The sequence below is a fragment of the Tumebacillus permanentifrigoris genome, assembly GCF_003148565.1.
Taxonomy (GTDB): domain Bacteria; phylum Bacillota; class Bacilli; order Tumebacillales; family Tumebacillaceae; genus Tumebacillus; species Tumebacillus permanentifrigoris.
In genome coordinates, this window is sequence record NZ_QGGL01000003.1 from 226,538 (window position 1) to 250,317 (window position 23,780).

Genomic DNA, 23,780 nt, shown 5'->3' on the forward strand with positions numbered 1-23,780 from the left:
ACGAAGGTGCCTTTTTTCATCGACGGTCACAGATCGGACAGGTCCCCTCCCGCAGGCATTGTTCTCGCAAGTCAATCGCGGCCATGGCGCGACCATGCTCGACGCCGTCCTGATACCCGAGACGGCGACCGACGGAGAACCCGACGAGGACGACCAACAACAGCAAGAGGATGCCAAGCATCACAGAAATCAATTCTGCTCCCCCCTCTCGCGCCACCTGATCCCGCTCAACACCGCCATCAAGAAGTGAACGAGCGGCATCGCGACGATCACCTCGGCCGTCAGCAACGGTGCGAGCAGGACAGCGGCGAGGGCGGTGATGAACAACAGCAGGGTCGCTTCGACCGTCCCGATGCGCAAGGCCCAGTTCGTCTGCCCGGATCGCCGGTCGTGTTGGACATCCATGAGATCGTCGAGCAACTGGATCATGATCATCACGAACAACGCCCACGCCGCCAGCACGGGTCCCGCGAACAGCATCGCGAAGGCCAGCGCGAGCAGTGACTCCACCCAACCGGGCAGCTTGGTGGGCATCACTTCGGACAGATCATGTCCCATCCCGATCGCATAAGAGGCGAGAAAAAGCGCCAGCGCCACCTGCGGCGCGAGCGCCATCGCACCGCCGAACAGCATCAGACCATACGGCAGACAGGCGCGTCCGAGCCGCACGGACAGCGTGTGCCGCCCGACGCTGCGGTCGAACTCCACATCGAGGGTATCGTCCATCAGCTTGATCGTCAAACCGGCCAGCACCATGCCGAGAATCTCGACGAGGAGACTAGACCAGACGCCAGACATGTTCTTTCACCTCCCGAAACCCTTGGCGGTACAGGGCGGAGATCGGCAGGAGGTTGAGACCCTTGAATTCCTTTTCCAGCAGTTTGAAGCCGCGTTGTCCGTCGGGCAGGTCGACTTTGTTCGCGAGGCAGAGGTAGCCGCTTTTGCGCCCCCCCACCTCCGCGATCTGCAAGTCGAGTTCGCCGAGGTTTTTCACCCCGCCAACCTTCATCACTTCACAAGCGTCGACGAGGTGCAGGATGCAGTCGGCGTGGCGCAGTTCTTGCAGGGTCTGCGCCATCGCCTCCCGCATTTCCAAGTCGGGGTGAATGCCATCGGTGAGGCCGGTGGAGTCGGTCAGCTTGAACTGGCGCATGCCTTTGCCGCGCGGCAGTTCGAGCGAGATCGATTGGAGGGAGCGCGTATGGTGCGCTTCCACGCCCGAGAGCTCCTGACGAGCGCTGTGCAGATCGAACTTGCGCTGGCGGGTGGTGCCGTCTGGCAGTTGAAAATAGACATCCATGCGTTGGAGTCCTAAAAACTCCGCAAAATTGATGCAAAAGATCGTCTTACCGACGTTGGTTCTCCCAATCACGAGACAGTTCCTCACTCTTGAGTTCCTCCCCCATCACCAAGTCATCCGGTTCGATTCGCATCAGTTCCTCCCGCGACGGGCGCTCTTTTTCGAGCAGCCGTACTGCGTGCAGACGAATCGCCCGCTCGATGATGTTGCGCACCATCCGAGCATTGCTAAAATTGCGACGTCCCGTCGCTTGGAGACTGTCGCGCAGGAAGTGGCGGAGTTTGACGTTCGCCTCATGCGACAGACGGTATTCGCGGTGACGGAGCATCGTGTCTGCGATCTGCATCAATTCGTGCTCCGAGTAGTCCTCGAAATGGACGATGATCGGGAAGCGCGAGGGCAGACCGGGGTTGGTGCGCAAGAACTGCTCCATCTCCAAGCCATACCCGGCGAGGATGAGGATGAAGTCGTTTTTGTGGTCTTCCATCGACTTGACGAGACAGTCGATCGCTTCCTTGCCAAAGTCTTTTTCGCCGCCGCGGGCAAGCGAATAGGCTTCGTCGATAAACATGATGCCGCCGAGCGCTTTTTTGACATGTTCGCGGGTTTTCTGGGCGGTATGCCCAATGTATTCGCCGACGAGATCGGCTCGTTCCACTTCTACCAGGTGACCTTTTGACAAGACGCCAAGTTCACGCATCAAACGGGCGAGGATGCGTGCCACTGTCGTTTTCCCAGTGCCTGGGTTGCCTTTGAAGATCATATGCAGGACGATCGGTTCGGTGGCGAGTTTGGCAGCGGAGCGTTTTTGCTGAATTTGAATGAAAGCAAAAATCTCCTTGACCAGCGTCTTGACCTGTTTCAAACCGATCAGTGTATCGAGTTCTTTGATGATCGCCTGGTAACGCTGTGTATCAACAACGGCCGGTTGGCCCTTGGTTTCACGGCGGAGGGTGGAGTTCGAGCTGCTCCCGTGCAAACGCCTGAGCGCCTCGTTCAAGGCGACTTCCCCTTTGCGAAATTGATCCAATACATCCTGATCGTTCTCGCGCTGGTTCGGTGTCCTGTTACCGCTCCTCATCACGTGATTTCCACCTCGCTTTTGGAGAGATTGGTACAGCGTATGTGGTGGAGGGGAAATGGGTGATTGCCTAAGGAGATACGGGTCGCTCGTATAGTCAAAACCTTATTCCCAAAATCAACAATCATTCCAGACCTCAAGGGAAAAAACAACCCCCCTGTACGAAGCGGCAGGCGCATCGTGTAGGGGGGTTGTAGGTTTACGTCAGCATGCCTTCACTGCTTTTGATCAAGTTCTGCACCTGTTCATCAAACAGTTGTTCCAAGCGCTCGATGCTGGTGTCGGATAGCTGAGACTCTAGATAGGTGAAATGTACGATCAATTCGCCACCTTGGATATAGCCGGAGACGATCAACTTGTATTGCGACTCGTGGTCCATCGGCTGTTCCAGATTGCTCGGCTCAAATTCTCGCCACTCGCTCGTCGTGCTCGTCAGGTCGAGCAACTCACCGTGGTAGTTCAACAGCACCTCAGGATCTTCATAGTGCTGCATCGCTTCGCGAATCTGTGGATCGTCGCTCAGATAGCGCAACATGTGAAAAGAAGCTCCTCCATGTGGCATCCTGTGCAGGCGCTCCTGCATCTGCTGTATGGTTTGCGAAATGCTTTGGCTGTCCGCAACCTGTTCGTAACACGGGTACGTGTTGATGAAGTACCCAACCGTCCGACTCAAGTCTAAGGCTTGGTCCTCCGCCAGCACATCTCGTCCGTGACCATTGATCGCAAAACAGATCTGCTCCTGCCCCAACCAGTTGGATAAGCTGTGTGCAACGAGCGCGGTCAACACTTCCTTGATCGAGGTGCCAAACTGCTCCGGGACGTTTTGGCGCAAAATGGCCGTTCGCTTGGCATCGACCTTCCACGAGCGCGACTTCAGGTTCGCGAGGGCGTTTGGTTCGTTCGCGCACCCGAGCTCCATGCGCGTCTCTGTCGCTTTTTGGAGCAACGGTTCCCAATAGCTGAACACGTCTGCACCCCGTTCGGAATTGATGAAGGAGCGACACATCTCCACCCATTGCTTGTAGGAAGCACTTTTTTCTCCCAAGGTGATCTGGGCTGCTTCCTCGCCTTGCTCCAACTGCTCGTACACGGCGATCAAGTCTTGCGGAAGGATGTGGCTGCTTACGTTGTCGGTGTAGAGATGTGAAACGACCCAGAGAATCCGATGCCGATCATCGTCCATCTTGACCAACGCAGCGCGGTTCATCAGTCCTTTTTCAAAAGTGATGCTCTCCGCCAATTCGACTTCCAGACGCTGGAAGGCTGCTTCCTGCTCCTGTTGACCCGCCAAGTCTGTCAGGTCGTAGAGAAGCAGTTCCACTTCGACCGCTTCGGGAGCGAGGAGGATCTGCTGGACGCCCCCCGCCACACGCTTGTAAGTCGCCCGCAACATGTCGTGATGATCGTGCAGGATCTGCAACGCCTGCTGCAACCATTCGGGCTGTAGCGATTTGCTCGTCTCCAGACAGACTGGCATGAAGAAATATTCGGGGTCCATTCTGCTCGATACGAACAACCACTGCTGAATGTGCGACAGCGGGACCTCACCGACGAGATCGATCTGCTCGTCCAAACGCAACGATTCCGGCGCGAGTTCGCACGCAGTTTCGTCGAGCTTGGCTTGGAGCAGTGCTACTAAGTCGGCAAAACTCGTGTTTCGATAGAGGTCTCGCAAGTTGAGACGCAGTTGTAACGCCCTGTTGAGTCGGGACTGCACTTGGATCAGGTTCAAGGAATCGCCGCCAAGATACAGGAAGTTGTCATCAGGCGCGATCTCTTGCAAGCCGAGCACCTCGCGCCAGATCGCCCGCACCCATTCTTCAGGCGAACGCACCACAGCGACACGCTTGGACTCTGCCACGGCAACCCCCGTTGCATCGCGGTCAGTCCCTGTTGACCCCCACGGTTTCGTCTCGTGTTGCGCCTGTCGCGCAGGTTGGTGGTCGACCCAGCACGATCTGAGGTCGAATGCATAGGTCGGAGCGTGGACTCGCTTGCGCTTCCACTCGCGATCGAACGCTTGCCAATCGATGGTAGCCCCTGCCAGCCAGAGTTGAGCTAGGCTTTCTTGCATCGTTTTCCACGGCGGCTCTTTGCGGTTGAGCGATGAGATCGCCACTTGTTCTGCGGAGAGCGGCATCGATTCGACGAACGACGTCAGCATCGGATGAGGTCCGATCTCCAAAAACGTGTCGATTCCCAGATCCAGCAAGGTTTGAATCCCTGCCGCAAATTGCACGGTGTCACGCAGATGGCGACACCAATACGGTGCATCCAAGTCTCGACCTTCCACGACTTCCCCCGTCAAGTTGGAGACGAGCGGAATTTGGATCGGGGAAAATGCGATCTGTTGCTCCATAAATTCGCGATACTCGCCCAGAATCGGCTCCATCAACACCGAATGAGACGCAGTGGAGAGCGGGAGCAGACGGTGTACCACCCCGTCTGCTTCCAAGCGGGCATCCAACCGCTCCACGGCTTCACGTCGACCGGCGATGACATAATGTTGCGGGCCGTTAACTGTCGCCACCGAGACATCCTCGCCAAAAGGAGCCAAGTAGCTCTGCACCATCTCCCACGTTCCATTCACCGCGAGCAAGGCCCCGCTCTCCGTTCCTTCCTGCATCAGAGCCCCGCGCTTGACCACGGTCAGCAACGCATCGTGCAGGGAGAGGCCGCCCGCTACACAAGCGGCCACATACTCCCCTAGACTATGTCCGATCACGTAGTCGGGCGTGACCCCCCAAGACATCCACAACCGAGCCAGTGCATACTCGATCACAAACATTGCGGTGGAGCTGATATTCAAATGATTCAATTCCAAACTGTACTGCGGATTGAACATGTACTCTTGGAACGGGATCGGGTAGTACGGGTTGACCAACTCAAAACACGCGTCACACACCTCGCGAAAAACGGACGAACTTTCATACAGGGTTTGGCCCATCCCAATGTACTGCGAACCTTGACCGCTGAACAGAAATGCGACTTTTGGCGGGGCACTGCTGCGTTTCCGATACGCAACAGCCCCCGTCGTCCCGACATCCGGTACACCTTCGGCCTCCACTTGTTCGCAAAGTTGCTTGAGTTCCTCATGGCTTTTTGCGACCACCGTGATCCGATGGTCGAACTCCTCCCGACCTACGTGCAGCGTATACGCGAGGTCCCCCAAGTTCTGATCGGGTTCCTCGTCTAGATGATGCTTTAACTTTTCCATAGCTTGACACACGGCCTGTTGACTTCGCGCCGACAGGGTGATCAGGTGATGCGAACGCTCGATGCCATCTATGCTCACGCTACCTACCTCCTGTGGGGGAATCATTTTTTATGGGGAGCTTCTTCAAGAATCACGTGCGCGTTCGTTCCCCCGATGCCAAATGCACTAATCCCTGCCCGGCGCAAACCTTTTTCCTGTGTCCAAGGCTTGTGTTCTGTATTGACATAGAAGGGACTGTCTTCCAATCCGCACTCCGGGTTTGGCTTGTTGAAGTGCAAGCTGGGCACCAATTCACCGTATTTCATGCAAAGTGCCACTTTGATCAGGCCCGCCACACCAGCCGCTGCATCGGTGTGCCCGATGTTGGTTTTCACCGATCCGAGCGCGCAATAGCCTTGTTCCTGCTGTTCACCGAACACCTCTTTCAACGCAGCCACTTCGATTGGATCTCCGAGATGGGTACCCGTTCCGTGCGCTTCCACATAGGTGATCGAAGCCGGATCGACGCCTGCGTTGCGCTGTGCCTTGCGAATGACGTCTGCCTGCCCCTTTTGACTTGGAGCCGTGTAGCCGATCTTGGCATTCCCGTCATTGTTGATTGCCGACCCTTTGATCACCGCGTAGATCGGGTCACCGTCACGCACAGCGTCAGAAAGGCGCTTCAGCAACACCGTCCCAACCCCATTGCCAAACACAGTCCCATTCGCCGATTCGTCAAAGGCACGGCAATAGCCATCCGGCGATGCGATAAAACCAGCCTCATAGACATAGCCAGATTTTTGTGGAGTCTGCACAGAGATCCCGCCGGCGATGGCATAGTCACTCTGTCCCGTCAACAAGCTCTGACAAGCCATATGCACGGCGACCAACGAGGTCGAACACGCCGTATCGACGACCAAGCTCTCACCTTGCAAGTTCAATTTATAGGAGAGTCGCGTCGCGACGAATTTCTTGTTGGTGAGCAAGTCGCTCTGGAACTCATCGGATGCGCCGTCCCCCATTCCCAAGACTTCCGAAAGATACTGCGTATCGGAGACACCCGCATAGACGGAGGCCTGCGAACGGATGTCGCTGACACGATACCCTGCATTCTCAATCGCTTCCCATGCGCAGAGCAAGAACAGGCGCTGTTGCGGGTCCATGTAGCTCGCCTCTTTTTGACTCATCTGGAAAAACTCCGGGTCAAACTGATCGATGTCATCCAGATATCCTTCTCGCAACACCAGACGCTCCCGTGCTTCTGGATCGAGATGATCCCACACGCCTTGCACCTCTTCAAGCGTGATGTCGCGGATCAACTCTTCGCCATCTCGCAGGTGGCGCCAGAACTCATAGGGAGTCTTGGAACCTGGGAAGCGCAAGCCGATCCCGATGATCGCAATCGCTTCATTTCCTACTTGCCTTACAGGTTCGTCGAACGCTTCTTTTGGACCCAGACCCTGCTGCCCAGTAATCGGCTTTTCGAACACATCCGCAAGTTGGCGCACCGTCGTGTATTTCAACAGATCGAGGATTTTCATGGAAATGTCCAGTCGGCTCTGCAACTCAGCCTGCACCTTCATCAACAGCAAGGAGTGACCTCCAATGTCGAAGAAATTATCGTCGATGTGAAGATTGGCTGGATCTCGCTCCAACACATCTGCCCAGATCCCCAAGATCTGCTGCTGGAGATCGCTCGTACCCGTCGCACGCTTGGATGCCGTGCGCGTGGACAGCGCACTCAGTTGGCTCGGCGTTTTGGGTTCCACCGAAATGGCTTGCCCTTGTGACAAGGCGATGCGGTCGACCTTGCCCGTTGGCGACAGCGGCATCTGGATCAGCGCGGTCAGGCTAGCAGGCACCATCCAGATTGGCAGTAGTCGGCCGAGGAACGACTTGAGTTCCTCTGGCGGCAGTTCATCGGTCGAGGTGTAGAAGCCCTGTAATTCGTTGCTGCCATCGGAAGCAGTTTGGACGATGACCGACGCGACTTCCACCTGTGGATGACGGAGGATCGCCGCTTCCACTTCCCCGACCTCGATGCGATAGCCACGGACTTTGACTTGGTTGTCTCGGCGTCCCAGAATCTCCAGATTGCCATCTGGTAGCAGACGCGCTAAGTCGCCCGTCTTGTACAAGTGATCGCTGAATCTCGGCTCGCTGGTCGTGACCAGCGGATGGGGAGAGAGAGCCTCTGCCGTTTTGTCCGGCTTGCCTAGATAACCCTTCGTCAACGCCACCGTCTCCACATACAGCTCACCGATCACGTTGATCGGGCAGCGTGTACGGTGCTTGTTGAGCACATACAGCCTGTAGTTCGCAACAGGAGTCCCGACGGGGACGACGACTCGCTCCTCTGGGAACGGTGTTTTTGCATCGTAGGACGAGAGATAAACGGTACATTCGGTCGGCCCACAGGCGTTGCTAATACAGACATCCAGCCCGAAGCGACGCTGCCAGAGACGCAATACCTCGCCTGCGAACACTTCACCTGCCACGAACATGTTGCGCAGGGACTTCATCTTGGCATAGCCTTCCTTGGATAGATTCGTCGCCAGTTGCTTGAAGAACACCGTTGGCATCGCCACAGCGGTCGCACCGGTGCGCTCAACGGCCTGTGCAAATTCTTCGACAGACAGACGTTCCGCCTGTGAAAGCAGATGGCAACGCCCCCCGAGCAACAGCGGTACGAATGTATCCCAAACGGACACGTCGAAGCTAAATGACGCGAATTCCAGTACCACATCGTCAGTTCCGATCTGATAACGATCACCGGCCCACGCCACGAGATTGACCACACCGCGATGTGCAAGCATGGCTCCCTTCGGTTGTCCAGTGGAACCCGATGTGTAGATCATGTACGCCAGATCGTCTGGACGAATGCCAATTCGCACATCGTGGCGGTTGACGACCTCAGTTGCCGATTCCACGTATAGCACTCCACGCACTTGGCTCTGTCCACCGTCTGCCTCCAAGAACGCGTGCAGTTTTTCTGCATACACGGCCTTGGTCAACAGATACGGGGCACCGCTATCGGCGATCATGTAGCGGATACGCTCTTCCGGGTAGTCAGGGTCGATCGGTACATACGCGCCGCCTGCTTTCATCACGCCTAGCAGAGCGACCACCGTCTCCATCGAACGCTCCATCACGATGCCGACAAACTCACCCGTCCGCAAGCCCTGTTCCAGCAAAAGATGCGCGATCTGATTGGATCGCTCGTTTAGTTCGGCGTAGGTCATCTGTCCATGTTCACTGGAGAGCGCAATGCTCATCGGATGGGCCTGTGCGCTGTCATAGAAGCGATCAACCAACGTCGTCTCCAGATCGTAGTCAGCCGCGGTGTCATTGAAGCTCGCATACAGGGCTTGGTCTGCTGCCGTCAACAGCTCAACCTCCGCAAGCGGTGCTGTCAAGTGCTCGACGAACGCCTGCAACACTTCTTGGTACAAAGCGGCAAAACGCAAGATGCTTTCCCGCTTGAACAGATCGGTGTTGTACTCAAAGGCCAATCGCAATCCATTCGCTTGTTCGACGGCAATGAGCGAGCAATCGACTTTGGCCGTTTGGAAGGCAAGCGCCTCTTCCATGCTGGTAAACTGCAAGTTGCCTTCTGCCTGCACCGCTCCCTGTTCTGCATGCAACGTGAACATCGTGGAGTAGATCGGCGTGCGTCCGGTGTCGCGGGTCGGGTTGACTTTTTCCACCAACAGGTCAAACGAATACTCGTGGTGCTCGTAGGCGCTCAAGAACTGCTGTTTCACTTCCTGCAACAGGTCGCTCAGGGAATGTACACCCTCGAGTCGTGTCCGAATCGCCAGCATGTTGACGAAGAATCCGACCATCGATTCCAACTCTGCGTTCATGCGCCCCGCCACCGGGGTTCCGACGATCAGGTCATCCTGCCCGCTCAGGTGATGCAACAGCATGACATAGGCGGCCAGCAACAGGTGGTACAAGGACACATCTTCGCGCATCGCCACGGCGCGCAATTGTTCCAGCAGTTCGAGGGTGAGGGCGGTTTCCTCCGTCGAGCCGCTGTAGGTCATGACCTGCGGGCGCGGGAAGTCGGTGGGCAGTTCCAAGATCGGCAGTGGCTTGGCAAGTTGTTGCAACCAGAACTCTTCCTGTGCTTGCCACGTGCCCTTCGCCAGTTCCTGCCGTTGCCAGACTGCAAAATCCACGTAGCGCACAGCAAGCGGTGTCCACCGTGGCTCCGCTCCCTGCAACTGTGCTTCATACGCCAGCGACAAGTCGCGGAACAACACATCTAAACTCCATCCATCCGTGACGATGTGGTGCATGTTCAGGAACAATTGATAGGATTCGTCGCCACATTTGAACAACAGCAAACGGAGCAGCGGCCCGGTTGTGAGATCGAACGGTTGGGCGTTGAATTGCTCGATTTTTATCGAGATAAACTCAGCCTGTGTCGCAGGGTCCAACCCGCACACATCCCGATATTGGAGCGGGAGTGGAATCTCGTCGAGCACGTGCTGACGCGGCTCGCTCTCCACTTGGCGGAACACCGTTCGCAACGCTTCATGGCGCTGGAGAACTTGTTTCCATGCCGCTTCAAACTTCAACAGATCGAGCGGCCCGCGATGTGCCATCATCGTCATCACATCATACATCCGGTTGCTCGGATCGAGTTGATACAGGAACCAGATGCGTTGCTGTGCATGTGACAGTTCATAATGGGCTTGCTCCGGCAGACGAACAAGCGGCGCAGAAACCGCAGTCGGCTCCACAGCATAGGCGTCAACATGGGCCGCGATCGCTTCCAACGTCGGGTACAGGAAGACATCCTTCATCTCCAAGCGAACAGACAGTTCCTTTTGCACGCGGTTCAAAAACTGGATCGCCATCAGCGAGTGACCGCCCAGTTCGAAGAAATGATCGTCGCGGGAGACTTGATCTCGCGCAAAGAGGTGCGCCCAGATGGAAGCGATGCGCTCCTCCGTCGAGGTCTCAGGTGCGATGAACTCGCGAGTGCTGGTTGAACCCACTTGCTCGGCGCGTTCGGTCAGCAGTTTGCGGTTGACCTTGCCATTGGGTAAAAGCGGCATCTCCTCAAGCTTGAGAAGTTGCGCAGGCACCATATAGGCTGGCAGTTTGCGTTCGAGCACACGGCGCAGATCGGCTGGCTCAAGCGGCTGTTCGCGTGCGGTGTAGTAGGCGATCAACTCGTTTTGACCTGTGATGTCCTTTTTCACGACGACCGCCGCCATGTGTACATCGGGGTGTTGCAACAGGCGCTCTTCCACTTCCCCGGTCTCGATGCGATAGCCGCGCACCTTCACCTGCGAGTCGTGGCGACCGATGAATTCGATCTCTCCACTTGGTAGTAAGCGCACGATGTCTCCCGTCTTGTACACGCGATTCTCTGGCTTCAACGGATGCGTGAGGAAGGCTTCCGCGGTCTTGTCCGGTTTGTTCAGATAGCCTTTTGCCAAGCCAACTCCTGCAATGTACAACTCCCCAGGTACGTTGACCGGGCACAATTGCAGATGGGCGTTGAAAATGGACAGCTCCAAGTTTGCAAGCGGACGGCCAATCGGCACCGTTGACCACGCGCTGTTCACCGCTTCCTTGACGCGGAGGCAGGTGGTGAACACGGTCGCCTCCGTAGGTCCATACCCGTTGACGATCTCAATCTGTTCACCAAAATGCTCCTGCCAGATCCGCACGCTCTCCGCCTGCAACGCTTCCCCGGCGACAAACATGCATTTCATCGTCTCCCACGGACTCAGATCATCAGGCAAGTGCAACCCGAACTGATGGAACAGCGCCGGAGGTAGGAAGGTGAGGGTCGCACGGTGCTCCTGAACGGCCTGACCGAACGCTTCGACCGATAGACGTTGACGTTCCGACAACACATGCACCCGCGCGCCAAGCAACAGCGAGGTGTACAATTCCCACACCGACAAGTCGAAACTGTGGGAGGAGAATTGCAGCATCGATTCACGCACATCCGGCGCAAATGTCGCTTGCATCCACGTGACCAAACTAATCACGCCGCGATGGGCCACCATCGTTCCTTTTGGCCAACCGGTTGAACCCGAGGTGTAGATCACATAGGCGAGATCGTCAGGCGTGTTGATGAGGGGGAGATTGTCCTTGGCGATCGCGGTTGAGATGTCCTCGATGCAGACCGCGCGCACGGTGTCCGCTGCCAACCGGACGCGCAGATGTTGCTCTGTGAGCACCACCTTCGCCCCGCTGTCTGCCAGCATGTACTGCACACGCTCTTCCGGATAATTCGGATCGATCGGCACATAGGCCGCCCCTGCTTTGAGCACCGCCAACATCGCGACCACAGATTCACGAGTTCGCTCCATCAGGATGCCGACAAACTGATTCGTCCCCACCCCCAGTTCCTGCAAGACACGCGCCAATTGATTTGTGCGCTCATTCAGTTCCTGATAGGTGAGCATCCCTTGCTCATCAGAAAGCGCCGGGCGCTCTGGGTGAAGCGCCGCTTGTTCATAAAACAGGTCCTGAATCGTCGCTCCATCTGGGAATGACAGTTGCGTTTCATTCAATTGCGCATACAGAGCGCGGTCGGAGTCAGAGAGCAGATCCAGCTCCGCAAACGGTTTGGACAACTGCGTCGTCAACGCTTGTAACACTTTGTTCAACCGTTGCTGGAACTGCTCGATGGTCGTCCGCTTGAACAGATCCGTGTTGTACTCAAATTCCAAAACCAGCCCATCCGAGCCATCCAAAACTGCCAAGGATAGGTCGAACTTGGAAATCGTATGCAGAGGCGCTTCCACCACCTCCGCTTTTTGCTGCGTTTCAAACATGAACATCGTCGAGAAAATGGGCGAGCGGCTGGTGTCACGCTCAGGGTTTACTTTTTCAACCAACAGATCGAATGGGTACTCCTGGTGCTCATAGCTACGAAGGAATTGTGTTTTCACCGCTTGCAACAGGTCGTGGAGCGACTCCACGCCAGCAAACGACGTGCGAATCGGCATCGTGTTGACAAAGAAACCGATCATCGGCTCCAATTCCTCGACGGTACGTCCCGCGGCCAACGTGCCCACGATGATGTCTTCCTCTGCTGACATCAGGTGTAGCAGCATCTTGTAGGCGGTGAGCAGCAGCAGATACATCGAGACTTCTTGCTGTTTCGCCAAGGCTCGAAGTTGCTCGGTCAGTTCCACAGGGACGTTTGCATGCATCATCTCCCCGTGGAAGGTCATCACCTCTGGGCGGGTGAAATCAGTCGGCAAGTTCAGCACGGGCAACGGTTTCGCCATCGTCTCGACCCAGAATTGCTCCTGCGCCTCCCACTTGCCTGCTATGAGTTCCTGATTCTGCCAAGCTGCGTATTCCACATAGCGGACGGGCAACGGTTTCCACGCCGGTTGCTGCCCTTGCTTCAGCGCTGCATACGCCAAGTTCAGGTCGCTAAACAGCACATCCAGACTCCAACCATCTGTGATGATGTGGTGCATGCTCAAGTACAACTGATACGCCTCGTCGCTCAGTTGGAACAGAATCGTCCGCACGAGGGGGCCAGTTTCCAGATCGAAGGGCACCGCTTCACTGCTCGCAACGGTCGAGCGCAGGAACGCTTGTTGTTCGGCCTGCGCCCAACCGCGCAGATCGTGCCTGACAACCGGCACGCTCATCTCGGCTCGCACCACCTGACGTGGCACATCCTCAATTTCCACAAACAGAGTACGCAGTGCCTCGTGACGTTGCACCACCGCGTGCCATGCTCCTTCGAACGCCGAGAGATCAAGCGCACCGCGATAGGATTTTAAGATCGGCACGTTGTACACCTGACTTGACGGATGGAACTTGTAGAGGATGTACAGACGTTGTTGAGCGTGAGACATTTCATAGTGCTCTAGCTCTGGCAAGCGAGGAATCTGTACGCTCTGCTCCAATCGGTCGGCGTACATCAGCTGATCCACATGATTCGCCAAGCTCTCTACTGTCGCGTGGAGGAACATGTCTTTTAACTGGACCGTCACACTCCATTGCTTGTGAATGCGGTTCGTCACTTGGATCACCAACAGCGAATGCCCACCCAGGTCAAAGAAGTTATCGTTCGCAGAGATTGCTTCGCGCTTCAACACCTGTGCCCAGATCTCTGCCAAGGCTTGACCCGTTGGCGTAGAGGGATTCACAAAGTCGCGCGTCGTGTCCAAGGATGCATCTCCCGCCAACTGCTCCAAGGCCTTGCGGTCGAGCTTGCCATTTGGCGTCAACGGCATGTCGGACAGCCAGACAATCCGCGTTGGCACCATGTACGCCGCCAACTGTTGTCCGATGAACGCCTTCACTTCTTCCTGATCCAACTCGCCCCCGGTCGACTTGTAGAACCCGACGAGCATGTTGTTGCCATCGCTTGCCTGCTTCACGATCACAGCGGCCAACTCCACAGCAGGGTGTTGTGCGAACACCTCTTCGATCTCCCCCAGCTCAATGCGGAAGCCGCGGACCTTGACTTGGTTGTCGATCCGTCCTAGGTATTCAATCGTGCCACCTGCTAGGATGCGCGCCAGATCTCCCGTTCGATAGAGGCGCTCTCCTGGCATGCCGACCGAGTGATTGGAGATAAATACGTCCGCTGTTTTTTCCGGTTGGTTGAGATACCCTTCTGCCAACTGCACACCGCCGACCAGCAACTCGCCCTTCACACCGACTGGGCAGAGCTGGCCGCCACGGTTGACCACATAACATTGCGTGTTGGCAATCGGACCGCCGATGGTGACCACATCCAGCGGTTTGTCGATCAGAAAAGCGGTCACATCGACCGCTGCCTCGGTCGGACCGTAGAGATTCGCGATGCGCGTACCTGTTGGATACATCTCAAACCATTGGTTGACCAGCTTGCTTGGCAAGGCTTCCCCAGACACGATGAAGTTGCGCATCGCAAAACGTGGACGCTCCGCCTCACCAAGACCTTGCAAGTAGTTGACAAACAGGCTGAACAGCGCCGGTACGAACTGCATGTAGGTCACCTGATAGCGCATCATCTGTTCGGAGAGCCGCTCCGGGTTGGTGTAGACTTCGCGCGGCAGGATCAGCATGCTCGCCCCATGTCGCAACGGCCAGAACAGCTCGACGATCGAATCATCAAAACAATGGGTCGTGCGCTGAATCATGCAATCCTCAGGAACCGCGGCAAAGACAGACTGATGCCACAACAGTCGGTTGACGATGGCAGCGTGTCGGATCACAACGCCCTTCGGCTTCCCGGTTGATCCTGATGTGTAAATCACATACGCAAGGTCGCTCGCTTCATTGATGGCATCAGGCGTTTCGACGCTATACGCCTGCAAGTCGCCCCACGCATAGGTCGCAGTCCTTGCGCCTCCCACATCCTGACTGCTCTCCGTCGCATCCATGTACAGCAGTGTCGACAGTTCGAGACCACTTGCAATTCCCTCAACCTGTTCTTGGTAAGATCGCTTGGACAGGAGCACCTGTGCGCCTGAGTTGGTCAGCATGTACTGCACACGCTGTGTCGGATATTCCGGGTCGATCGGCACATACGCACCGCCCGCTTTTAATATCCCATAGATCCCGACTACCAGTTCGAGACTGCGCTCCATCATGATCCCAACCAGTTGGTTGCGCTGGACACCTTGGGCACGCAGGAAATTCGCGAGGGAGTTCGACCGCTCATGCAGCTCCCCATACGTGATCGACTGACCTTCACAGATCAGCGCAATTCGCTCCGGATGCTCCTCTGCCTGTTGGATGAACGCGTCCTGCAACAATTGATCCAGATCAAATTCCACAGCGGTATCGTTCATCGCCGCGTAGACAGCACGATCTCCCTCGGTGATCCATTGCACACCGTCCAGCGGCACACGGAGGTCGCCAGCGAACGCCTCCAACACCTGTATCAACAGTTCGCCAAAACGCTCCACCGTCGCTTGGTGGTACAGATCTGTGTTGTACTCGAAGTTGAACATCAGCCCAGCGTTTCGCTCCCCTGCATAAAGCGAGAGATCAAACTTGCTCGTCTCCGATTGGAAATCCACACCAAATAATGACTCTGCCCCTTCATCCTGAACGTTCAAACCCTCTAGATAGCCAAACAGCGTCGAAAAGATCGGAGGACGGCTCAGATCGCGCTCAGGATTGAGTTTCTCCACCAACAGGTCGAACGGATAGTTCTGATGTTGGTACGCAGCCATCGTCTGCTGTTTTACCAGATGTAGCAAGTCTTGCAAGCTGCGCACGTCATCAGCAAACCGCACGCGGATCGCCAACGTGTTTGCAAAAAAACCGACCAGCGGTTCCAGCACTTCCATCGTCCGCCCAGCAACCGGCATCCCGACGATGATGTCCTCCTCCTGGGACAGATGACGCAGCAGTGCCACATACGCCGCGAACAACAGCATGTTCATCGACACTTCTTCGCGCTTGGCCACCTGTTGCAAGCCTTCATATAGAGAATCCGCCACCGCTACATGTAGCGATGCGCCGTTGAACGTCTGGGTTTTCGGACGCTCCCGATCGATCGGCAATTCCAAGCTCGGCAATGGCTTGGCCAAGGCCTGCAACCAATACGCCTCGTCGGTCGGATCATAACCGCCTGCTTCCTCTTGCCAGTGTGCATAATCGACATACTGAATCGGCAATGGCAAAAGCGCCGCGTCTCGACGCTCCTGATGGGCTCGATACAACTCCAACAGTTCGCGCAAGATCACGTTGTAGCTCCAACCGTCCGTGATGATGTGATGCATGTTCAGGTAGACATAGGTCTGCTCGTCACTCAATTGATACGCAAGCACGCGCCACAGCGGACCCTTGGTCAGATCGAACGGAATTTTCGTGCAAGCTTGCGTCCGCTCCTCGATATACGCCCGCTGCTGCGTCTCACCCCGATCAACCAAATCCTCATACTCGAACTCCACATCACTTCGATCCAACACTTGCTGACGCGGCTCACCTTCCACTTCGAGGAAGACGGTGCGCAAGATCGCATGCCGTTGCGCCAACGCTTCCAGTGCCGCAGCCATCGCGCTCTGATCCAGTTTTTCATGAAGCATCAGGCTCAGCGGTACATGGTACACCGTCGCACCGGGATCAAACTTGTAGAAGAACCACAAGCGTTTTTGGGCATGTGACAACGCATAGTGCTCCTGCGCCGCCGTGCGCGGAATCTGCACCGCCTCGACCTCAGGTTCAACCCCAAGCCGCTGTGCTACAATCTCCGCCAACTTCTCCACCGTAGGAGCGGCGAACAGATCTTGCAACTCGATCTGCAGCCCCAGTTGTTTACGAATTCGATTGACGACTTGCATCGCCAACAGCGAATGTCCACCCAGTTCGAAGAAATGATCGTGGATATGGATCTGTTTACTGCCCAGCAGTTCTGACCAGATGTTGGCGATCACCGCTTCTTGTGGTGTGCGTGGTGCTACGAACGTCTCGCTGGTCTCTGCCAGCAGCGCGTCAGGTTCTGGCAACAACCGACGATCCACTTTGCCGGTCGGACTCAACGGGAATGCGTCCAGAAGGACATAACTTGCCGGCACCATAAAAGCGGGCAAGAGCTGATTCAAGAACAATCGCAAATCGCTCGACGTCGGGTGGCACTCCAAAGCAGGTACGGCATACGCGATCAATCGCTTGTCACCCGTTCGATCCGCTCTGGCAACCACCACGACCTGTTCCAACTCCGGGTGTTGTCCAAGCGCCGCCTCAATTTCACCTAGCTCGATGCGGAATCCGCGAATTTTGACTTGATCATCTGTACGTCCCAGAAACTCTAAATTGCCATCTGGCAGATAACGAACCAGATCCCCGGTTTTGTATAGCAATCCACCCGTTTGGGCGCTGAATGGATCTGGTAGGAACCGCTCTGCTGTCAAAGCAGGTTGATTGAGATAGCCCCGCGCTACCCCATCGCCTCCGATGTACAACTCACCGGCCACCCCGATCGGCACGGGTTGAAGATGAGCGTCGAGCACATAGACCTTCGTGTTGGCAATCGGTCGCCCAATCGGAACGGTCGATTCCAACTGTTGCAGCGACGCAATCGGATAGTACGTGCTGAAGGTTGTGCCCTCTGTTGGGCCATACACGTTGAACAACTGGCAATCGGGCAAGCGGAGCAACGCTTCTCTGGCATGAGGAAGCGACATCACCTCGCCACCTGTCAGCAAGGTTTTCAGATGCACCATACACTCCAAATTCGTCTCGACCAACTGGTTAAACAGCGAGGTGGTCAAAAACAACGTCGTGACTTTGTGTTGGAGCAAAACTTCGCCCAATTCCTCAAATGTGAGTTTGTGTGGGGGCGGGAGGATCAAACGCCCACCATTTAACAAACTGCCCCAGATCTCGAACGTGGCTGCATCAAATGAGATCGTCGCGTATTGCAGGAACACTAGATCTGCCGAGAACTGCACATAATCGCTCTCTTTTACCAAGCGCACCACGCCACGATGTGGGATGCAGACCCCTTTTGGCCTCCCGGTCGAACCGGAGGTGTAGTTCACATAGGCCAGATGATCGGGTGTGACCGTGTGTACCGGATTTTCGCTGCTTTCGTGGGCAAATGAGATACCGTCCCGGTCCACACAGATTGTCTCCACCGCAGAAGTAGGCAGTTGTTGCACGACCTGTTCCTGTGTCAACAGCAACGCAACGTCTGTATCTTCCAACATAAACAGCAAGCGTTCCGCAGGATAGGAGGGGTCCAACGGCACATACGCGCCACCAGCCTTCAAGATCCCGAGCATCGCGATGATCATTTCCACAGAACGTTCCAAGCACAACCCGACGAGCACATCTGCTCCTACGCCGCGTGAACGCAGGTGGTGCGCCAACCGATTGGCGCGCTCGTTCAATTCACGATACGTGAGAGACTGTGCCAGGAACTCCAACGCAACTGCATCGGGAGTCGCTGCTGCTTGGGCTTCGAACAGGTCCGGGACCGTACGTTGCTTAGGATAGTCGGTCTCCGTCTGGTTCAACTCCACGACCAACTGGTGCCACTCCCCCTCGCTGACGAGCGGCAATTCGTGGATCGGTACCTCCGGGTCGGCTACGATGCCTTCAAGCAACGTCTGAAAATGTCGAACCAAGCGGGAGATCGTAGTCGCATCGAACAACTCCGTGTTGTATTCCAAGCGGCCAACCAGACTCTCCGCCTCTTCGGAGAGCGGCAGGTACAGATCAAATTTCGATGTCCCGTTGTGTACGTCCATCGCTTCGATGCGCAAACCTGACAGGACAAATTCCGCAGGCGGAACCAGTTGGAACATCACTTGAAACAGCGGAGAATGACTCAAGTCGCGCTCAGGCTGCACTTCTTCGACCAGTTTTTCAAACGGAAGATCCTGATGAGCGTAAGCGTCGAGCGCTACGGTTCGCACGCGTTTCAAGACCTCTTGGAACGCAGGCTCCCCAGAAAAATCGGTGCGCAGCACCAAAGTGTTGACGAAAAATCCGATCAGCCCCTCAATCTCCTGCCGATTTCGGTTGGCAATCGGTGAGCCGACCACGATGTCAAGTTGTCCTGAGTAGCGGTACAGCAGCGTCTGGAAGGCGGTCAACAAGGTCATAAACAGCGTGACCCCTTCACGCTGACTCAACGCTTTCAAATCGTCCGTCAAGCGCTTGGACAGCACAAACTTATGCACCGCGCCACGGAATCCGGGAACCGCAGGACGCGGACGATCGGTTGGCAACTGCAAGACCGGAAGCGGGCCGCCCAACTGTTGCTTCCAATAAGACAACTGCGTCTCCAGCACCTCACCTGCTAACCACTCCCGTTGCCACTCAGAAAAATCAGCATATTGAATCGGCAGTTCGTCAAGCGACGATGCATCGCTTGCGTACAGGGTCGCAAGTTCGCTCGCAAACACCCCCATCGACCATCCATCCGAGACGATGTGATGCATGTTGAAGATCAACACATGCTCCTGCTGACCCAGATGTACCACCTGAACGCGGAACAGTGCTTCCTGTGTCAGATCGAACACATGCCCAGCCTCTGCTTGCACCAACTGCAACACCTGACCCATGCGCTCCTGCTCGCCCACAGTCGTCAGGTCGTGTACCGTGAAGGGCAAGTTCGCAAGCTCAGCGATCACTTGGACAGGCTGTCCCTCCACATCCCTAAACGTGGTGCGCAACGCTTCATGTCGAGCTACGATCGTGCGCAGACTCTGTTCCAATCTCGCGACATGCAGCGTCCCTTGGACATGTAGTGCGACCGGAATATTATAGGAAGGGACGCCTGGCCAGAACTGCTCTAAGAACCACAGGCGTTGCTGGGCAAACGAGAGCGGCACGTGTTGCCCGCGCGCGACAGGGACAATCGGGGGGATCTCCTGAAACACGTCCTGCAGTCGAGCGGTCTCGATGCGCTTGGCCAAGGAACTGACCGTCGAGGCTTCGAACAGATCGTGCAGTCGAAACTCCATGTGAAACGCCTCACGAATGCGGGAGATGACTTGAGTAGCGAGTAGCGAATGTCCGCCCAATTCGAAAAAGTGGTCATGGATGCCCACTTTTTCAATCCCGAGCACCTGTGCAAAAATCCCCGCCACCAATTCTTCGATCGGTGTGCGTGGTGCGATATACTCCGCCTCTTGCTCAAAACGAATCTGGTTCGGGCTAGGCAAGGCTCGTCGATCGACCTTGCCATTGTGCGTCAACGGAATCGCAGGCAGCAGCACAAACGCACTCGGCATCATGTAATCGGGCAGCACGTTTTTTATATAGGTTCGCAAATTCGGTACCAACACACGCGCAAAGTTTGCTTGCAACGGATTGTTGGCATAGGTATGCCAAGGGCGTAGCGGAGCCAGCCGCTCAACGAACACAGGCAAGCGCCGTTGCGAAGGTTCCGCGCATCGTTGGAACACCACATCGTAACAGCCGGTCGCATCCCCTTGCGCCCAACTGACATCGACCGCATACCCCAACGACTCCCCTAGCACCCAAAACTCCTCGGGATTCACGCCCGCGTCTGGTGGGAGCGCTTGCAGCACGTCCAGCAGTTCGCCAACGCGTTGCGGCCGATCCGGGCTTTCCAAACAGGCAAGAGCTGTCACTTCTGGCAGGACGCGTGCATTTGTCACGCGGCGGATCTTCAGCACCTGTGGGTTGGTTTCAACGAGACGCTGTTGCAAACTCGCGAGCGTTACCTGCTCGCGCTCCCAATCCAACCAATCCCCTCCATCGCTCAGGATCGGAGCTTCAGTTCCGATGTGCAAGATCACATCATAGCGGAACTGAGTCAATTCGTTGTGTGCTTGTCCGCGCTTGGGCAGGATTTCGACATGACTGATGTTCGACACTTGCTGTTGCAACGCGAGGAAAAAGGCCGGATCGATCACCAATTCATTCTCTTCAAACAGGCCCTTTTGCATGTTCTGGTGCAACTGGTCCGTCGACATCGCCCGTGGCACATCATGCAGTTCAACAGCCGTATGGAACGCTCCCAACAGCGGGAAATGGCGTACATCCCCGACAAATACAAAGCCGCCGGCTGCCACAACCTCTGTCGCCCCGCGCAAAACTTCTACAAGATACTCAAGATTCGGAAAATACTGAACAACTGAGTTGACGACCAAGCCATCAAATGACGCCGGTTCTAATCCGGTGAAATTGTCAGCGGCCCGATGCAGCAACTCCACTTGAGGAAGCGGCTGTGCGCTCGTCGCCAATTGCTGCCCCAGTCGATTCACGACCTCACGTGAAAAATCGGCTCCCACGTACCGCTCACAGTGTGGGGCCACACGGTGCAAGATCATCCCGGTGCCACAGCCGATCTCCAGCATGCGCGTAGGTTTCAAGGCCAGAATCCGCTCGACCGTATGTCCCAGCCACTCGCGCATCTCATCCGCCGGGATCGCATCGCCCGAATAACTGCTGTTCCAACCGATGATATTGAAGGTCGGGTCCTCGACAGTCGTCTCAGACGTTTGCGTATACGTGGTGTCAAACACCATCTCCCACTGGGAAGTCTGTTCCTGTTTCAGTTCCTGCTCCGCCTCTTGCTCGGCACTGCTGGTCGGTTGCGGATCATGTACCAAGTAGGCGACCAAGCGTTTGTCGCCCTGCTCATACTCGCGTGCGACCACCACCGCTTCCTGCACCGCAGGATGCTGACCCAGCACTTTCTCGATCTCACCTAATTCGATCCGAAAACCACGGATTTTCACTTGCTGGTCGATTCGCCCCCAGAATTCGAGGTTGCCATCCGATCTGTACCGCACGGAGTCACCGGTTTGGTACAGACGCTCATCACGATCGCCAAACGGATTGGCGATGAATTTTTCATGAGTCAGTTCGGGGTTGTTGAGATACCCGCGTGCCAGCCCCGCACCACCAATGTAGAGTTCGCCCACTCCGCCGATCGGTACTGGTTGTAGATGCCGATCCAGCACATAGACCTTCGTGTTGGCAATCGGTCGTCCAATCGGCACGGTAGAACTGATTTGCTCCACACTGTCGAGCGTGTAACAACAGGTAAACGTCGTGCTCTCCGTCGGCCCGTACCCGTTGATGACCGAACAATTCGGTAACTGCTGCAACACTTTTTTGACATGCGACACCGAAAGCACATCTCCGCCCGCCAATAGTTGCCGCACATGGAGCAGATCCTCGAGCTGTTCATCCACCATTTGATGAAAAAGCCCTGCGGTCAACCAGAGGGTTGTCACGCGATGTTCGCGGATAAATTGACCCAGCTCTTCCAAGGAACGCATCTGCTGGGGATAGAGGACCAACTGCGCCCCGTTGAACAAACTGCCAAAGATCTCAAAAATCGAGGCATCAAAGGAAATCGGCGCGAATTGCAACAGCACTTCCGCCGAGGACAGGCGCACATAGTTCGTCTCCTTCACCAACCGGGCCACCGCTTGATGTGGAACGCAGACACCCTTGGGTCTCCCTGTCGATCCTGATGTATACAGCACATACGCAAGATCTTGTGCAGAGGACTTCGGTACGAGGTTCTCGACGCTTTCCTGTGCGAGAACTCCTTGATCTGCATGCAGACAGACGACGGTGGTCGCCTGAACGGGCAGTTTTTCCAGCAGGTGTTGCAGTGCGACGATGATTTGCAAGCCTGTGTCTTCCATCATAAAAGTCAATCGTGCCTTAGGTAGCGATGCATCCAACGGTACATACGCACCGCCAGCTTTTAAGATCCCGAGCATCCCCACCACCATCTCAACAGAACGCTCCACGCAGAGCCCCACCAACACCTCGGGCCCTACGCCGAGTGTTCGCAGATGATGTGCCAATTGATTCGAACGTCGATTGAGTTCGCGATAGGTGACCGCTTCGTCTGCAAACACGAGAGCCACGGCATCAGGCGTTTGTTGAACTTGTGCTTCGAACAGCTCTTGTATCGACACATCGCTTGGATAATCGGTAGCCGTTTGGTTCCACGTGACGAGCACTTGCTGTTGTTCGGGGTCGGAGAGCATCGGTAACGCGTAGCAGGGTCGGTCTGGGTCGATGACGATCGATTCCAACAGCGTTTGAAAATGTCCGAGCATCCTCTCGATCGTGGTCTCTTCAAACAAGTCGGGATGGTACGCCAACGAAGTGACGAAACTCTCCTCCGCCTCGACGACCGACACCAGCAGATCGTGACTTGCAGCACCCAGCACGGAGGCAGAAAAGCCGAGCTCCTGTCCTCGCTCGCCTGCAACAGGTGCCGAAAACAGCACCGGTAGCTGGACTTCCAGATCAAGCCCGACTGTGTCCCGAGCTGTGAGCAAGCTCGATTCCACGGAAGCATTTTGATAGACATAGGCTTGGGAAACGCTTTTATGTACACCCGCTACCAGTTCGCGAAACGACTGTTCCTCTGACGCTTGTGTGGGGAGTACCAGGATTCGCGGTTTCCCGGACGTAGGTGGGCTCATCAACGCGCCGATGCTAGATTCAATTTGTCCTGTATAGCGATACAACAAAGTTTGACAAGCGGTCAGCAACAACGTAAAAAGATCAACTTCCAATTGCTGACTGAGCACCTGCACGCGCTCTGCAAGCTGTGTGGGCCATGTACAAGTGTACACGGAGAACGGAACCGACGTGCTCGTGGAGCGCGAACGGTCTACAGGCAGTTGCAAGGGAGACAGGTCTCCACTGAACAGGCTTTTCCAATAAGTAAGCAAAGCCTCCGTGTGGGTAGCCGCCTCTTGTTGCCAAGTCATGTCTTTCATTTTTTCCCCTCCAGTACAGCATCTCTC

Annotated in this window: 5 protein-coding genes and 1 pseudogene; all 6 read right to left on the reverse strand. The window is 55.9% G+C overall.

Translation table 11 applies throughout. From position 1 onward, the window contains the following. Positions 1 to 16: 16 nt before the first annotated feature. Positions 17 to 193, reverse strand: a complete 177-nt coding sequence (locus tag C7459_RS23160; RefSeq protein ID WP_170119275.1) for a hypothetical protein — start codon at positions 191 to 193, stop codon at positions 17 to 19. Further along, positions 190 to 798, reverse strand: coding sequence for a hypothetical protein (locus C7459_RS04930; protein ID WP_109686953.1), 609 nt, complete (start codon positions 796 to 798; stop codon positions 190 to 192). Before C7459_RS04930 ends, C7459_RS23160 begins: the two co-directional genes overlap by 4 nt. Beyond that, positions 779 to 1,387 carry a GTPase gene (locus C7459_RS04935; RefSeq protein WP_109686955.1) on the reverse strand — a complete coding sequence of 203 codons (609 nt, stop codon included), beginning with the start codon at positions 1,385 to 1,387 and terminating at the stop codon, positions 779 to 781. The genes C7459_RS04930 and C7459_RS04935 overlap by 20 nt, the downstream gene beginning before the upstream one ends. Then, positions 1,347 to 2,381 (reverse strand): AAA family ATPase, encoded by a 1,035-nt coding sequence (locus C7459_RS04940; RefSeq protein ID WP_109686958.1) that lies wholly within the window; start codon positions 2,379 to 2,381, stop codon positions 1,347 to 1,349. The genes C7459_RS04935 and C7459_RS04940 overlap by 41 nt, the downstream gene beginning before the upstream one ends. 199 nt (positions 2,382 to 2,580) lie before the next feature. Further along, entirely contained in the window at positions 2,581 to 5,676 is a 3,096-nt protein-coding gene (locus C7459_RS04945; RefSeq protein WP_170119277.1) for a condensation domain-containing protein, read from the reverse strand. A 23-nt stretch (positions 5,677 to 5,699) separates the two neighbouring features. Further along, a pseudogene (locus tag C7459_RS04950) lies at positions 5,700 to 23,729 on the reverse strand (non-ribosomal peptide synthase/polyketide synthase); the annotation flags it as partial. Positions 23,730 to 23,780: the final 51 nt, after the last annotated feature.

What these genes read in the sequence shown, in the direction of transcription:
- C7459_RS04930 (WP_109686953.1), bottom strand. Translation starts at nt 798, where the DNA reads ATGTCTGGCGTCTGGTCTAGTCTCCTCGTCGAGATTCTCGGCATGGTG.
- C7459_RS04940 (WP_109686958.1), bottom strand. Translation starts at nt 2,381, where the DNA reads ATGAGGAGCGGTAACAGGACACCGAACCAGCGCGAGAACGATCAGGAT.